A 15,482-nucleotide genomic window follows, 5' to 3' on the forward strand; every position below is an offset into this window, starting at 1 on the left:
TCATGAGCAAGAACAGTCAACTGGTGCGGGGCTACGAGGTCGTCATCGGCCTGGAGAACCACGTCCAACTCTCGACCGAATCGAAGATCTTCAGCGGCTCGTCGACCGCGTTCGGCGCGGCCCCCAACACGCAGGCCAGCGCCGTCGACCTGGCCTTGCCCGGCACGCTGCCGGTGCTGAACCGCGGCGCCGTCGAGCGCGCCATCCGCTTCGGCCTGTCCGTCGGCGCCAAGGTGGCGCCGCTGTCGATCTTCGCGCGCAAGAACTACTTCTATCCGGACCTGCCCAAGGGCTACCAGATCAGCCAGTACGAGATTCCCGTCGTGCAGGGCGGCCACATCGAGTTCTTCGTCGGCGACGAGAAGAAGGTCGTGAAGCTCACCCGCGCCCACCTCGAAGAGGACGCCGGCAAGAGCCTCCACGAGGACTACCACGGCCAGTCGGGCATCGACCTGAACCGCGCCGGCACGCCGCTGCTCGAGATCGTCTCGGAGCCCGAGATGCGCTCCGGCCAGGAGGCCGTCGAGTATGCGAAGACGCTGCACGCGCTGGTGATGTGGCTGGGCATCTGCGACGGCAACATGCAGGAGGGCTCGTTCCGCTGCGACGTCAACGTCTCGGTGCGCAAGCCCGGCGCGCCCTTCGGCACGCGTCGCGAGATCAAGAACCTCAACAGTTTCCGCTACCTGGTCGACGCGGTGAACTACGAGGTCAACTGGCAGATCGACCAGATCGAGGACGGCCTGGAGATCCAGCAGGCGACGGTGCTCTACAACCCGGACACGGGCGAGACCCGCTCGATGCGCACCAAGGAAGACGCGGCCGACTACCGCTACTTCCCCGATCCGGACCTGCCACCGCTGATGATCTCGGCCGAGTGGGTCGACCGCGTGCGCGGCGAGATGCCCGAGCTGCCGACCGTGATGGCCGCGCGTTTCCAGGAGGCCGACGGTCTGCCCGCCTACGACGCGACGATGATGACGCAGAGCCTGGCGACGGCGCGTTTCTACGAGGCCGCGCGCGACCTCTGCGGCGCGCCGAAGCTGGTCGCGAACTGGGTGATGGGCGAGGTCTCGCGCCGGCTCAACAGCGAGGAACGCAGCATCGACAGCGCGCCGGTGACGCCCGCGCAACTGGGCGCGCTGATCAAGCGCATCCATGACGGCACGATCAACAACAACTCCGCCAAGCAGGTGTTCGAGGCGTTGTGGACGGGCGAGGGCGCCGATGTCGACGCGATCATCGACGCCAAGGACCTGAAGCAGTCCAACGACACCGGCGAGATCGAGCGCATCCTGGACGAGGTGCTCGCCGCCAACGCCAAGTCGGTCGAGGAATTCCGCGCCGGCAAGGAGAAGGCGTTCAACGCGCTGGTCGGCCAGGCGATGAAGGCGGCCAAGGGCAAGGCCAATCCGGCCACCGTCAACGAGCTGCTGAAGAAGAAGCTCGGCGCCTGACGACCGGCTGGCTGGCGGCGAAGGCCGCCCCACCGGCCTCTGCGGTGCGCGTCAGCGCCCGCTGGCCGGGGAGGCCTGCACCGGCGGCTTCGCCGGCGCGGGCTGCGGCGTGGAGGTCGTCGCGGACTTCTCCAGCGAGCCCGGCGCCGCGCCGGCCCACAGCCGCTTCAGGCGCGCCAACTCATCGTCATAGAGCTTGTTGACGCGCACGATCTCGGCCTTCTGGTTGTCGATCGACTCGCGCTGCGCGGCGGCCGAAGCGTCGTTCATGTCGAGCTGGTGCTGCAGCTTCATCGGCATCCGCTTGCCCTTGTAGAACTCCGCGTCGTCGAGCATCGGTTTGCGCTCGGCCGCGAGCACCTGCAGGCGTTTCTCGGACTGCTGCATCGCTTCACGGATGTCGTCGAGCGCCGCCTCGCGTGCGCGCTGATGCGCGGCCTGATCGGCATAACGCTGCAACAGGTTGCGGTCGCGTCGGATCGCATCCTGCTGGGCGGCGCGCTGGACTTCCTCCATGCGCTTGCGCTGATCGAAGGCCGCCTGCTCCTCGGGCGACATCGCCGGCGGCTGCATCCTGCGGACCGAGCCGTCGGAGTTCAGCACCCGCTGCTCACGCGACTGGCATTCCGGGATCGGGCGATCCGATGTCAGCCGGCGCCCATCGGGCGTCGTGCACGTGTAGATGTTGGACGGCGGCGGCGCCTTCGTCTGCGCCCAGGCGGCGCCCGCGAGCGCGCCGGTCAGCAGCAGACCGGACAGCGTCGACCTCATGATCAGTCGGGACAGCAGACGGCGTGAGAGGGAAGCGCGCATCAGACTCCGTAGCGATCTCTGTAGGCATGGACCGCCGTCGCATGGGCGGACACGGCGGTGCTGCTGGTGGTCTGCAGATACTGGAGCAGGTCCGACAACCCCGCAATGGCGACAACCGGCAGCTTCAACTGGTCGCGCACGTACTGTACCGCCGACCAGGGGAGATCCTGACCGTTCTCGGCGGCCTTCTCCTGGCGATCCAGCGCGATGGCCACGCCGCAGGGCGTGGCGCCGGCGGCCTGGATCATCGCGATCGATTCGCGCACCGAGGTGCCGGCGGAGATGACGTCGTCGATGATCAGCACGCGACCCTGGACCTTGGCGCCGACCAGCGTGCCACCTTCGCCATGGTCCTTGGCTTCCTTGCGGTTGTAGGCGAAGGGCTTGTTGTGACCCAGCCGCGCCAGTTCGATCGCGACCGCCGCGGCCAGCGTGATGCCCTTGTAGGCGGGGCCGAAGATCATGTCGAACTCGACGCCCGAGGCCAGCAGCCGCTGCGCGTAGAACTGCGCCAGCCGGCCGATCTTGAGGCCGTCGTCGAACAGGCCCGCATTGAAGAAGTAGGGGCTGAGACGCCCCGCCTTGGTCTTGAACTCGCCGAAGCGCAGCACGCCGGTGTCGACGGCGAAGGCGACGAATTCCTGGGCCAGGGTGTCCTGGGAATCCGGGCTGTGGGCCTGGCGATTGGCGGCGGTGGTCATGGCAGCGGGACGTCGAGACGTGAGATTGAAATTGGGCCGGAATTGTAGGGCGAGGGTCTTCGCCACCCCACGGGTGACGCAGCGCGTCATGTCGCCTGAATCCAGCAATTCAAGCAAGAAGAAGGCCTGCTCCGTCGCCGGAAGCAGGCCCACTTTTTGCAGGGTGGCCCGCGGGCCACTGTGCTGCGCGATGCGGTGTGGTTCAGCCGATCAGAAGATCGCCTTGAACTGGACGCCGTAGGTGCGCGGGTCGTTGATGAAGCCGGTGTTGTTGTTGAAGTCGATCGCGCCGGTGACGCGGATCTGGTCCGTGATGTTGCGGACGAAGCCAGCGACCTCGTACTTGCCGTTGCTCCAGATGTAGCCCACGCGCAGGCCGCCTTCGGTCAGCGACTTGCCGGTGAACTCCTTGGCCTCGTACAGGAAGAAGTTGACCTTCGAGCGGTAGGCCCAGTCGGTGTAGATGTAGAACTCGTTGCCGGCCGCGGTCGGGATCGAGTAACGCGCGGTCAGGTTGGCGACCCACTTCGGCGCGTTCGGCAGCGGATTGCCGTCGATGCTGTAGTTGGTCGTCGAGCCCGCCACCAGCGGATCCGTCATCGTGCAACCGCCGCCGCAAGCCGGCAGCGACAGCGTGTTGTCGCGGATCTTGGTGTTGTTCAGGCTGCCGCCCAGGGTGATCAGCAGCTGATCGACCGGCAGCACTTCCAGGTTCAGCTCGACGCCGTTGCCTTCAGCCTTCTTGGCGTTCAGCAGACGGTTGGCGTTGTTCTGGCCGCCGACGGCGGTCAGCTGCAGGTCCTTCACGGTGTAGGTGAAGGCGCTGGCCGACAGGCGCGCGCGACGATCCCAGAAGTCCGACTTCACGCCCACCTCGTAGGAGGTGACGTTCTCCGGCGTCGCCTGTGACTGACCGGCGAAGCGCGACGCGCCCTGGACGGACGAGGCGCGGAAGCCGGTGGCCACGCGCGCATACACGTTGGTGTCCTTCGTGACCTTGTAGGTGCCCGACACGTCCCAGTTCCACTTGGAGTCGCCGGTGTTGGCGGTGACGCCGGTGGAGGTGTTCAGGTCGGTGTAGTCGCTGCTGACCTTGACGTCCTTCTTGTCGTGCGTGAAGCGCAGGCCGCCGCGCAGCTGGAAGTCCTGCGTGACTGCGTAGTTCACCGAGCCGAAGGCCGCCCACGCGGTGTTCTTCTGGTACGTGTCGACATAACCGGCGGCCAGGCCGGTCGCGGTCGTGTAGTCGGTGCTGCGTGCGGTGTAGCGCTCGTCGAAGAAGTACAGACCACCTTGCCAACGCAGCGGGCCGGCCGCGGCGGACTCGACGCGGAATTCCTGCGTGATCTGGCGATGGCCGCTCATCGAGCTCGACGACTCGGCCGGGAAGGTCGCCTGGCCTTCCTGCGTGTACGGCTTGGGGCCGAAGTACACGAAGCCGCCATCCACGTCGCCGCGGCTGAAGGGGCGCACCGACTCGTAGCCGGTGATCGAGTACAGGTTGATCGCGCCCAGGCCCCAGCGCAGACGGGCGCTGCCGCCGGTGGCGTGCAGGGTCTGCTCGTTGACGCCGTCGGTGTAGGCCTTCTCGGGATCGAAGCCGTCGACCAGGTCGTTGGTGCCGGTCTTGATGATCGAGGAACGGAACACGCGCGCGCTGCCCTTCAGGTCGCGGCCGTGGAAGTTGAACAGCGCGCTGAAATCCTTGTGCGGCTGGTACAGCGCCTGCAGGCGCAGGGCGCGGTCGTCGTAACCCTCGAGCTCGCCGGTCTTGCCGGTGGGCACCTGGTTCTTGACCCAGTCGTCACGATGCTGGATCTGCGCGGAGATGCGGGCGGCCCAGTCGCCGGTCAGCGGCACGTTGGCGGCGCCTTCCAGGTTCATCGTGCCGTAGGTGCCGTAGGAGACGTTCAGGTAGCCTTCCTGGCGCTGCGACGGCTTCACCGAATCGAACTTCACCACGCCGGCCGGCGTGTTGCGGCCGTAGAGCGTGCCCTGTGGGCCGGCGACCACTTCGACGGCGGCCAGGTCGAAGGCCGGGAAGCCCTTCAGGATCGGGTTCTCCTGGACAACGTCGTCATACACCAGCGAGACCGGCTGCGACGCGTTCAGGCGGAAGTCGGTGTTGCCGTAGCCGCGGATGTAGAAGCGCGGGAAGGCGCGGCCGAACGACGATTCGATGTTCAGGCTGGGCACGCGGCCCGACAGGAAGCGCACGTCCTGGCCGGCGGAATTCAGCACGTCCAGCTTCTCGCCGGAGATCTTCGTGACCGCGTTCGGCACTTCCTTGATGTTCTCGACCCGGCGCTCCGCGGTGATGGTCACCGTCTCGAGCTGACCCTTCTCCTTGGTGGCGGCATCGGTCTGGGCGTCCTGCGCCAGCGCGGGCCAGGCGAGCAGGGCCAGCGACACGGCCGCGGCGGCCTCGCGCAGCGCCGGGACGGCGGCGCGCTGGGTGGCGAATCGATTCATGGATGGACTCCGGGGGAAGATGGAAAACCGGGGAGGCCGACCGGGACACCGACGGGTAAACCGGGTTCACAGACGGCAAAAATGTGGGCGCCGGTTGGCGCGGTGGACGCGAATCTAGCAAGTTCGTCATAAAGGCGTCACCCTCCGCACCACAGCGGTGCGCTTTCTGTTGCCCAAACACTGCATCTGCTCGCGTGTCGCCCGAATGAGCGTGGACGGCGCAGGAGGCGGGCGCTACGTGGTGCACCGCGATCCCTCGACGGCGGGCCACCTTCCCCCCGCTGCTGCCAACTTCGGAACGAGGCTTTGCGATACTGCCGCCCTCTTCCAGGGTCACCCGTCCACCGCCCATGCGCTTCATCACCCTCAACCTCAACGGCATCCGCTCGGCCGCCACCAAGGGCGTCTTCGACTGGCTGCCGCCGCAGCAGGCCGACGTGGTCGGCGTCCAGGAACTCAAGGCGCAAGCCGATGTCGTCGAATCTCAGTTCGCGGGCTACGACACCCTGAGCGGCCACTTCCACTACGCGCAGAAGAAGGGCTACTCCGGCGTCGGCCTCTACACGAAGGAGACGCCCAGCGACGTGATCGTCGGCTTCGGCAGCAGCGAGTTCGACAACGAAGGCCGCTGGATCGAGAAACGCTTCGACAAGCCGGGACGCAAGCTCAGCCTCATCAGCTGCTACTTCCCCAGCGGCTCCAGCGGCGAGGAGCGCCAGGCCGCGAAGTTCCGCTTCCTGGCGGAGATGTACCCCTACCTGATGGCCCTGCGCGCGGAGCGCGAGTTCATCCTCGTGGCCGACGTCAACATCGCCCACAAGGAGATCGACCTCCGGAACTGGAAGAGCAACCAGAAGAACAGCGGCTTCCTGCCCGAGGAACGCGACTGGATGACACGCCTGCTCGAGAAGGACGTCGGACTGGTGGACGTCTTCCGTCTCCTCAACGACAAGCCCGATCAATACACCTGGTGGAGCAACCGCGGCCAGGCCTGGGCGAAGAACGTGGGCTGGCGCCTGGACTACCACCTGGCCACCCCCGGCATGGCCCACCTGGCCACGCGCGAAGCGATCTACCTCGAGCAGCGCTTCAGCGACCATGCGCCGTTGACGATCGATTACGACTTCAAGTTCTGAGTCTTTTGAAGAGGTTCTCTGACTGCGCCAGCCAGCGCTGCCGGTGCCCCTCGCCGCTCAATCGCCTCCTCACGCTCGGCATTCGCTCTGAGGGGCACCGGCAGCGCCGGCTTCGGATCTGCGCTCGGCGGTCGAAGGGTGGAGCGCGGTCGAGTCGGCGCGGTCAGTCGACCTTCGCGCCCGATGCCTTGACCACCTTCGCCCACTTGGTCGTCTCGCGAGCGATGAGCGCGGCGAACTCCGCGCTCGTGCCGCCGCCCGGGACCGCGCCCTGCGCGGCCATGCGCTCCTTCATCACGGGCGTCGCCAAGGCTTTTGCCACCTCGCGCTGCACGCGCGCGACCTGATCGGCCGGCTGCGAGATCGGCGCCAGCAATCCGAACCATGACGAGGCCTCGAAGGCCTTCAGTTCCGGCACGCCGCTCTCGGCGATCGTCGGCAGGTCGGGCAGCGCCTCGCTGCGCTTCGCGCTGGTCACCGCGATCGCCTTCAGCTTGCCGGACTTGATGTGCGGCAGCGCCGAGGGCAGGTTGTCGAACATCAGGTCCATGTTCCCGCCCATCAGGTCCAGCAGCGCCGGCCCCGAGCCGCGGTACGGGAAGTGGATCATGTAGGTGCCGGTCAGGCTCTTGAACAGCTCCCCCGCCAGATGGATGGAGGTGCCGTTGCCGCTGGAGCACATGTTCAGCTTGCCCGGGTTGGCCTTGGCCACGCGTGCCAGGTCGGCCACGCTGTTGATGCCGTACTTCTGCGCGTTCGCCGGATTCATGACCAGCACGTTGGGCACGGCCGCGACCAGCGTGATCGGCGCGAAGTCCCTGACCGGATCGAAAGGCATCTTCGGATACAGCGACTGGTTGATCGCATGCGTGCCCACGGTGCCCATCAGCAGCGAGTGCCCGTCGGTCGCATGGGCCACGTCGGCGGAGCCGGTGTTGCCACCGGCTCCGGGCTTGTTCTCCACGACGACCGGCTGGCCGAGCGCCTTCTGCAGCTCGGGCGCCATCGCGCGGGCGAGGAGGTCGGTGGTGCCCGCCGGTGGGAACGGCACGACGATGCGCAGCGGGCGCGAGGGCCAGGCCGCTTGCGCGCGGACGAGTTCCGGCAGCCAGACAGTGGACGACAGCGCGAGCAGCGCGCGGCGGTTCAGGCTCATGGGGGCGTCTCCGATGTTGTGATCTTGGCCGCCCCAGTATGGGTGACTAGTCCGCGCCGGGCACCTCGGGCGACTCCGGACCCAGGATGGTCTGGAGCTGCACGCGCTCCGAGCTGCAGGCCGCGTCGAAGTCGGCCTCGATCTGGATCAGCGCCTGCGCGTCGCCGGCCTCGACGGTGACGATGCCGCGCGCCCGGTTGCGGCCTTGCGACTTGGCCGTGTACAGCGCCATGTCGGCCCAGTTGACGGCCTGCTCCCAGTGGAGCGCGAGCTGCGCCGGCGGCAACGGGAAATGCGCGAAGCCGATCGAGCAGGTCACCCGCAGCGGCCCGGCCGCCGTCTGCACCGGCGTCTCGCCGACGATGAACAGGACGCGCTCGGCCAGCAGCTGCAGCTGGTCCGGCGCGACATTGCGCGCAAAGACCAGGAACTCCTCGCCACCCCAGCGCACCACCAGGTCCTCCGCCCGCACCGCCTGCGCGATGCGCCGGGAGACCTCGATGATGACGGCGTCGCCGGCCGCGTGACCGTGGCGATCGTTGACGTGCTTGAAGTGATCGATGTCGATCATCAGCAGCGCGCCGGTGAACATGTCCTTCGCATGGCGGTCCATGACCGCGAGGAAGTGCCGGCGGTTGGCGAGGTCCGTCAGCGGATCGCGCTCGCTCGCCGCGCGCAGCAGACTCTGGTTGGCCTTGAGCTTGCGGTTGGCCTCGCGCACCCGCGCCAGCATCACGCCCATCAGGATCAGCGACAGCCCGAGCAGCGCCGCCAGCCCGACGCCGACGTACTGCGCCAGCCGGCGGTTGCCGAGCTCGCGGTCCTTGAGCGTCTGCTCGCGGCGCAGCAGTTCCAGGTCGCGCTGCTTGGCCTCGCTGTCGTACTTCAGCCGCAGCTGCTGCAAGGAGGACTCGCGGTTGCGGCGCGCCGTGTCCGCGCTGAGCGCGCGTTCCTCGTGATAGAGCCGCAGCGCTTCCTTGGCCTGACCGACCTTGGCGTAGGCCTCGCCCAGTTCCCGCAACTGCAGCGCACGGCGCACGGGATCGAAGTCGCCCTGCGCAAGCTCGAGGACCCGTGCGATCTCGCGCCGCGCCGCCTCGAACTGCCGCTGCTGGACCAGCGCCACCGACAGGTTGTGGCGCAGCGTGCGCTCGACCGTCTGGTCGTTGTAGGACTGCACCACGGGCAGCGCCAGTCGCGCGAGCTGCACGGCCTTGGCGGATTGGTCGGTGTGGATGTAGGCGTCGAGCAGGTTGTTCTGCAGCAGCGCGACATCGCGCCGGCCGCCCGCCTGCTCGGCGAGCCGCAGCGCATCTTCCAGCGCGGCCAGCTGGGTCGTCCGGTCCCCGCGCCGGGACGCGACCATCGACTCGACCATCTTCGCGCGGCTCATCGCCGAGACGTCGCCCTGCGCGAGTTGCCACGCCTGCGCCATCCATTGCTGGGCCGCCGTGGACTCGTCCCGCACCTGGCTGTTGACCGCCAGCGATCCCATCATCGTGCCGGTCACGCTGTGGTCCTGGATCGCCTGCGCCAGCGTCAACGCGCGCCGCAACGAGGTCTCGGCGAAGGCGTACTCGCCGCGCGCGCCCTGGGCCCGGGCGATCAGCCGCAGGGCCTGGATCATCACGCGCGCATCGCAGCCAGTCGGAATCGTCGACGCCGACGCGGACGCACAGGCCGGCGCCAATTCATCCAGCGCCAGCTGGGCCATCTCGCCGGAGCGCCCGGTCTGGCCCTGCCGATCCTGCAACTCGGCCAGCAGCATGCGCGACAGCGGCCGCCCGCCGGGCTTGGCCTCCAGCTCGCGGGCGATGCGGCGCACCTCCTCGGGACGTCCGGCCTGCACCGCGTTGCGGCCCAGCGTGTACTCGATGTGAAGACGATGCGGCGCATGCGCCGGCTCCGCGAGCAACGCGCGCAACTGCTGGCCCGCCTTGCCCGGCTCGTTGTAGCCGAAGCGGTCCAGCTGCGCGAGCTGCGCATCCAGCGCGCGGTCGGGGATCTCCGCGTGCGCCAGGGTCGCACCCAGGCCCAGCAGGACGGTCGTCAGGACCGCCATCCTGGCGGCCGTCCGGACGGTCCGGGCCGTCCGGGCCGTCCCGGCAGTCATCAAGCAGGCGCGGAACCCTGTCCTCATGCGCGCGGCTCCTGCGTCGGGCCGAGCAGGCTGACCAGCTGCACCTGCCCCTGGTGCCAGGCGGACTCGATGCGCCCGGCCAGTGCCAGCAGCTGATCCCGATCGCGCGCCTGCATCGCCGCCACGCCGTAGGCCTTGTTGCGGCCGTGCGCCTTGGCCATGTACATCACGGTGTCGACGAGATCGATGGCGCGCTCCCATTCCAGGGTCAGGTCTTGCGGCGCCATCGGGAAACTCGCAAAGCCGATGGACGCGCTGATCGGGATGCGCAGCGCGCCGTGGTCGACGGGCTGGCCGCCCATCTGGTCCAGCAGGCGCTGGCCGAGCTGGCGCGCATCCTCGGTCGACTCGGAATTCACCAGGATCAGGAACTCCTCGCCGCCCCAGCGCACGACCAGGTCCTGCTCGCGCAGCACGCCGCGCAAACGGCGCGCGACTTCGACCAGCACGGTGTCGCCGGCCGCATGGCCCCATTGGTCGTTGATGCGCTTGAAGTGGTCGATGTCGATCAGGAACAGGCTGCCGCGCAGCCCGCCCTCGCGGGTGCGCGACGCGATGGCCTGCTGGAAGTGCCGCCGGTTGGCGAGTCCCGTCAACGGATCGCGCTCGCTCTGCACGCGCAGCGATTCGTTGGTCTGCGCCAGCGCTGCGTTCGTGCGGCGGATGCGCCGGTAGGCCAGCGCCAGCAGCGCGCCCGACAGCAGCACGCAGCCGCCGACCTCCGCCCACAGCTTCAGCTGCAGGTCGCGCGTGCGGATCTGTTCGGCCTTGAGGCTGTTGTCCTGGTTGAGCAGCCGGATCTCGCGCTGGCGCTGCTGGTCCTCGAAGCGCGCCTGCGCCTCGAGCACGGCCTTGCGGGTCTCGTCGCGCAGCACCTCGTCGAATTCCTTGCGCGATTGATGGAAGGCCGCGATCGCGCCGGGCAGGTCGTCGAACTTCTCCAGGTAGATGCCGAGCTCCAGCCAGGACTCGGCCGTGTAGCTGCCGGCCTCGCGCTGGGCATCCATCGTGATGGCCTGCAGCACGTCGCGCTTGCCCTCTTCCAGCTTGCGCAGGCCGATCTTGGCGATGCCCGAGTTGTGCCGGGCCAGGATCTCGGTGGAAATGTCGCCGCTCTCGTGCGCCAGTGCCAGGCTTTGCGTCGACATCTCCAGGGCCCGCGCGTAGTTGCCGCTGCGCAGCTCGTAGTCCGCCAGGTTGCCCAGCGCCAGCGCCTGCAGGCCCTGGGCCTGCGCCTCGCGGGCGTACTGCAGCGCCTGCTCGCGGGCCTGTTGGCTGAACTTCGGATCCTCGTCCTGCGAATACACGATGCCCAGGATCGTGTGGACCGAGTACAGCAGCACCGGGTCAGGATCCTGCTGCGCGGCCTGCAACGCCTCGCGCGCGGTGCGCTTGGCATGGTCGATCTGCTGGCTGCGGTAGTAGTTGAAGGCGAGGGTCGCCTCGGTGGTCGCGGCACGCCAGCGCGATTCCATCGCGCGCGCCTGGTCCAGCGCCTTCAGTCCGCTCTCGACCGCCGCGTCGACCTCGCCGTAATCGCCCTGGATATAGGCGCGCAGCTCGGTCGCGCGCCACATCATGCGGCGGTCGGCGGTGGCGGCGTCGATGTCGGACAGGCCGCCCAGCAGCCGCACGCCCGCACCCAGTTCGCCGTTCGCCTTCAGCCACTGCGCTCGCGCCAGCATCAGCGCCAGCGGAATCTGCCCCCGCGTCGGCGCGGCCTCGGGCCAGGCCTTGAGCTGCTCGAGCGCCGCCTCATGGCCGCTGCGGTCGCGCAGTTGTGCGAGCAGCGCCGCGCGCTGACTCAGCGCTTCCAGCCGCTCGGCGCTGCCCACCGGGGCGCGCGCCTCGATGGCTTGCAATTCCCGCACGTGCTCGCGGGGATGGGCCTGACCGACGCGCTCCTGCTGTTCGAGCTCGGCCTGCAGCGCGCGGTCCTGCAAGGCCGGTCCGGCGGCCCCGGCCGAGGCGGCGTTGCCGCGCGATCCGGCGCCGTCGCCGGGCCCGCAGCCGGACAGCAGCGCGAGGCTCACCGCCAGCGCCAGCGCCGCTGCGCAGAGATCCGGAAGCGCCGGGAGCATCAGGCGGATGAAGGACGCCGAGCGGCGGGCGGGCGGACGCACGCGCCCATCGGCCACGCCTGCCGACGACCCTGCTGTCACCGCTGCTCGCAACACCCCAACCTTGCTCATCGTGCTGATGTCGAGTTGTATGTCTCGTTACTTGACGTGCGACCCTGTTGAACCGGTGAAGCGTGCACGAGTTCGCGCTCGTGCATGCGGCGTTGGGGTCAGTCCGTGCGGCCGCGCCGGAGCAGCGCATGCAGCAGGATCGCGCCGAAGGTGGCAGTTCCGATGCCGCCCAGGGTAAACCCACCCAGCTTCAACGTGAAGTCGCCCGTGCCGATCACCAGCGTGATCGCGGCCACCATCAGGTTGCGCGGGTCGCGGAAGTCGACCTGGTGGTCCACCCAGATGCGGGCGCCCGCGATCGCGATCAGGCCGAACACGACGATGCTGACGCCGCCCATCACGGCCAGCGGGATGGCCTGGATCAGCGCGCCAAACTTCGGCGAGAAGCCCAGCGCCAGCGCCATCAATGCCGCGAAGACGAAAACCGCCGTCGAATAGATGCGGGTCGCGGCCATCACGCCGATGTTCTCGGCGTAGGTCGTGACACCGGTGCCGCCGACGGCGCCGCTGGCGATCGTCGCGAGGCCGTCGCCGATGAACGCGCGACCGAGGAAGGGCGTCATGTCGCGGCCGGTCATCGCGCCGACCGCCTTCAGGTGGCCCAGGTTCTCCGCGACCAGGATCAGCGCGACCGGCGCGATCATCAGCATCGCGGCGCCATCGAAGACCGGGGCATGGAATTGCGGCAAGCCGATCCACGCCGCCGCCGCGACCTTGGACAGGTCGATCGGGGCGCCCAGGCCGAAGCCGTTGGTCAGCAGCGCGTAGATCAGGCTGGCCTGGATCAGGCCGGCGAGGATCAGCAGCCGTTGCAGCATGCCGCGCGCGAAGACCGCGACCACGGCGACGCTGACAAAGGTCGCCGCCTGCATCCAGGCGTCGAAGGGCGTCGGCGCCATGTTCTTGATCGGCACCGACGCGAGGTTCAGCCCGATCACCGCGACCACGGCACCGGTCACGACCGGCGGCATCAGCTTCTCGACCCAGCCGCTGCCGGTGGCCGACACCAGCAGGCCGATGGCGGTGTACAGCACACCGCAGGCGATGATGCCGCCCAGCGCCAGCGGCAGGTTGGGATTGGGACCGCTGCCGGCATAACCGGTCGCGGCGATGACCACGCCGATGAATGCGAAGCTCGAGCCGAGGTAACTCGGCACGCGGCCGCCGGTCAGGAAGAAGAAGAGCAGCGTGCCCACGCCGCTCATCAGCACGGCGACGTTGGGATCGAAGCCCATCAGCAGCGGCGCCAGCACGGTGGCGCCGAACATGGCGATCACATGTTGCAGGCCGAGCGCCGCAGTCTGCGGCCAGGACAGGCGTTCATCGGGAGCAATCGCCTTCTCGGGGCCGACGGTCACGGGCCGCCAGCGCATCAACCACGCCATGGACTTTCCTCAATGGGACAAGCCAGCGAGTGTAAGGAGCGCTCATGGCATCGCCACTCCGGCTTATCCCGTGACCGGGTGGTCGGCCGGCGGCGGATCGGCGTCCCCGCGGCGCGGGATCAGAACAGCACCATGTCGCGATTGCGCCGCGGCAGTTGCCGCAGCAGGCGGCGCCAGGACGCCCAGGCACGCCACAGCGCGCCGCCGGACAGCAGGCTCAGGATCAGCAGGATGGTCATGATCGACTCCTTCAAGGTGATCAAAAGGCGTCGCGGCACACGCCGCGAACGACTTCGCACGATCGTGCGAAATTGGTGGAAACGATGCGGACGAGGCGGTTCATGGTCGGCCGCCTCAGACGGAGGAAACGGGGGAACCGGGGGTGGGCGGATCGCCCGCGACCAGCGCCGGCGCCATCAGGCGGCGGTAGCTGGTCCAGGCCCGATCGACGGCGTCCGGCGTGCGCAGGAAACGCACCTCGCGGACCAGCGCGGTGAACAGGCCGTCGAGCTCGAAGATCAACTGATCCAGGTCGGCATCGGCGCGCAGTTGGCCGGCGTCCTGCGCCTGCAGCAGCGTGCGTCGCAGCGTCCCGCGCCAACGTCGCACGCCGTCCAGCAGATGATCGCGCATCACGTCGTCGCGGTCGTCGTATTCGAAGGCGCCGGCGACGTAGAGGCAGTTGCCGTGCGGTCCGTCGACGCGGTTCAGCCAGGCACGCACCATGGCGTCCATCCGCGGCAGGCCGCGCGGCTCGCGCAGCGCGGGCAGGATGACCTCCTGCTGGAAGATCTTCTCGAACGCATCCAGCACCGCGGCCTGCAAGGCCTCGCGCGAGCCGATGCGCGAGAACACGCCGCTCTTGGACAGATTCAGCCGCTTGGCCACTTCGCCGATCGACAAACTGTCCAGACCGTCCAGGCGCGCCATCTCCAGCGCGACATCGACGATGGCGCTCTGCGTCAGTTCGCTGCGGGCGGTCTTGGCTTCCATGGACTGAAATTTAGCACGGTCGTGCGAAGTCCGCTGATCACCGCGAAGGCAAGGACACCGGACGGGTTATTCGTCAGCGTTGTGATCGTCAGAATCACCAGAGGCCTCGCCGCTGCCGCTGTCGTTGCCGGTGGAGGCGTCGGCGTCGGCGTCGCCGGCCGGCGGGCGACCACGACGTGGCGTGGGCGAGAGCGCAGGCTTGATGCCGCGGCGCTTCAGGGCCTCGCGCAGCAGCAGCTCGATCTGCGCGTTGGACGACCGCAGCTCGACCGCGGCCAGTCGCTCGATCTCCTCCCACAACGCGGGATCGAGGCGCAGCGGAAACTGCTTCTTGCCGGGGCTGCCCATCGCTGCGTCGCTCCGTCGTCAGCGCCCGGGACGGCGGTGGGGGGTGCGCGGTCTTTGACGGATGCCCTGCGGCGCCGACGACGATGTCGTCGACATCGATGGCCGCTCGGGCAGGCGGAAGGTCCGCAGCACCACGCCCACCCAGGCCGCCATCGCCACGACCCACAGCACCCCGCCGGCGATGGGCATCCCGGCGTCCAGCGGCCAATGCATCACCGAGACCAGCACCATCACGGTCGATCCGGTCTGCGCCAGCACGATCAGCAATCCCAGCGGCCACATCAGCCGGCCCAGCGTGGCGAGCGTCGACGCGCGGCGCTCCGGCGCCATCCAGTAGTCCTTGTTCGGCATGTTGAGCGCACCGGAGAAATGCCGGGCGATGAAGGTCACGCCCCAGGTGCACATCGCGGGCACGAAGACACCCATGCCGAGCGAGATCGCCAGATAGGCGTCCCGGCTCCAGGTCTTGCCCCCGTGGGAAGGATCCACCACGACGGCCGGCAACGAATCGGCGGACAGCAGGATGAACGAGAGGTGCGCGCCCCAGCACGCGAGGAACAAGGCCCGCCAGGGGCTCCAGCCGCCCCCCTTCGACGGGATGACCGTCTCCGCGGAGGTCCCGGTCGATGGCGTGCGTGATGCGCGTGATGTCCGCGGTGTCGTGGCCATGCCTGCTCCCCTGGCCGCGC

At 68.5% G+C, this 15,482-nt stretch carries 12 protein-coding genes; 2 read left to right on the plus strand and 10 right to left on the minus strand.

Annotated elements, in window-relative coordinates:
• Positions 1-2 precede the first annotated feature (2 nt).
• Complete coding sequence (gatB, locus tag ACQ4L4_RS20580) at positions 3-1,457, plus strand: Asp-tRNA(Asn)/Glu-tRNA(Gln) amidotransferase subunit GatB (protein ID WP_431100730.1); 1,455 nt, start codon at positions 3-5, stop codon at positions 1,455-1,457.
• A gap of 51 nt (positions 1,458-1,508) precedes the next feature.
• On the opposite strand, the gene ACQ4L4_RS20585 is transcribed toward gatB, so the two are convergent.
• The 3 genes from ACQ4L4_RS20585 to ACQ4L4_RS20595 all read right to left on the minus strand — a co-directional run bounded on the left by ACQ4L4_RS20585 (position 1,509) and on the right by ACQ4L4_RS20595 (position 5,443).
• Positions 1,509-2,270, minus strand: a complete 762-nt coding sequence (locus ACQ4L4_RS20585; RefSeq protein WP_431100731.1) for a hypothetical protein — start codon at positions 2,268-2,270, stop codon at positions 1,509-1,511.
• Positions 2,270-2,971, minus strand: a complete 702-nt coding sequence (pyrE, locus tag ACQ4L4_RS20590; protein ID WP_431100732.1) for an orotate phosphoribosyltransferase — start codon at positions 2,969-2,971, stop codon at positions 2,270-2,272. The genes ACQ4L4_RS20585 and pyrE overlap by 1 nt, the downstream gene beginning before the upstream one ends.
• 210 nt (positions 2,972-3,181) lie before the next feature.
• Positions 3,182-5,443 (minus strand): TonB-dependent receptor, encoded by a 2,262-nt coding sequence (locus tag ACQ4L4_RS20595; protein WP_431100733.1) that lies wholly within the window; start codon positions 5,441-5,443, stop codon positions 3,182-3,184.
• Positions 5,444-5,793: 350 nt separating this feature from the next.
• Here ACQ4L4_RS20595 and ACQ4L4_RS20600 point away from each other — a divergent pair, with 350 nt between their 5' ends.
• The gene (locus ACQ4L4_RS20600) at positions 5,794-6,579 is read left to right on the plus strand and encodes an exodeoxyribonuclease III (RefSeq protein ID WP_377159141.1); all 786 of its coding nucleotides are present in this window, start codon (positions 5,794-5,796) and stop codon (positions 6,577-6,579) included.
• A 163-nt stretch (positions 6,580-6,742) separates the two neighbouring features.
• Here ACQ4L4_RS20600 and ACQ4L4_RS20605 read toward each other — a convergent pair whose 3' ends face one another.
• From ACQ4L4_RS20605 to ACQ4L4_RS20635, 7 genes are all read right to left on the minus strand, one after another.
• Complete coding sequence (locus tag ACQ4L4_RS20605) at positions 6,743-7,735, minus strand: Bug family tripartite tricarboxylate transporter substrate binding protein (RefSeq protein ID WP_431100735.1); 993 nt, start codon at positions 7,733-7,735, stop codon at positions 6,743-6,745.
• A gap of 46 nt (positions 7,736-7,781) precedes the next feature.
• Entirely contained in the window at positions 7,782-9,797 is a 2,016-nt protein-coding gene (locus ACQ4L4_RS20610; protein WP_431100736.1) for a diguanylate cyclase domain-containing protein, read from the minus strand.
• A gap of 74 nt (positions 9,798-9,871) precedes the next feature.
• Positions 9,872-11,998, minus strand: coding sequence for a diguanylate cyclase domain-containing protein (locus ACQ4L4_RS20615; RefSeq protein ID WP_431100737.1), 2,127 nt, complete (start codon positions 11,996-11,998; stop codon positions 9,872-9,874).
• Positions 11,999-12,165: 167 nt separating this feature from the next.
• Positions 12,166-13,452 carry a solute carrier family 23 protein gene (locus ACQ4L4_RS20620; RefSeq protein WP_431100738.1) on the minus strand — a complete coding sequence of 429 codons (1,287 nt, stop codon included), beginning with the start codon at positions 13,450-13,452 and terminating at the stop codon, positions 12,166-12,168.
• 354 nt (positions 13,453-13,806) lie between these two features.
• Positions 13,807-14,445, minus strand: a complete 639-nt coding sequence (locus ACQ4L4_RS20625) for a TetR/AcrR family transcriptional regulator (RefSeq protein ID WP_431100739.1) — start codon at positions 14,443-14,445, stop codon at positions 13,807-13,809.
• Between the two features lie 66 nt (positions 14,446-14,511).
• Positions 14,512-14,793 (minus strand): hypothetical protein, encoded by a 282-nt coding sequence (locus tag ACQ4L4_RS20630; RefSeq protein WP_431100740.1) that lies wholly within the window; start codon positions 14,791-14,793, stop codon positions 14,512-14,514.
• 18 nt (positions 14,794-14,811) lie between these two features.
• The gene (locus ACQ4L4_RS20635; RefSeq protein WP_431100741.1) at positions 14,812-15,462 is read right to left on the minus strand and encodes a hypothetical protein; all 651 of its coding nucleotides are present in this window, start codon (positions 15,460-15,462) and stop codon (positions 14,812-14,814) included.
• Positions 15,463-15,482: the final 20 nt, after the last annotated feature.

Origin of the sequence: Roseateles noduli (genome assembly GCF_050626985.1) — a bacterium.
Taxonomy (GTDB): Bacteria; Pseudomonadota; Gammaproteobacteria; order Burkholderiales; family Burkholderiaceae_C; genus Roseateles; species Roseateles noduli_A.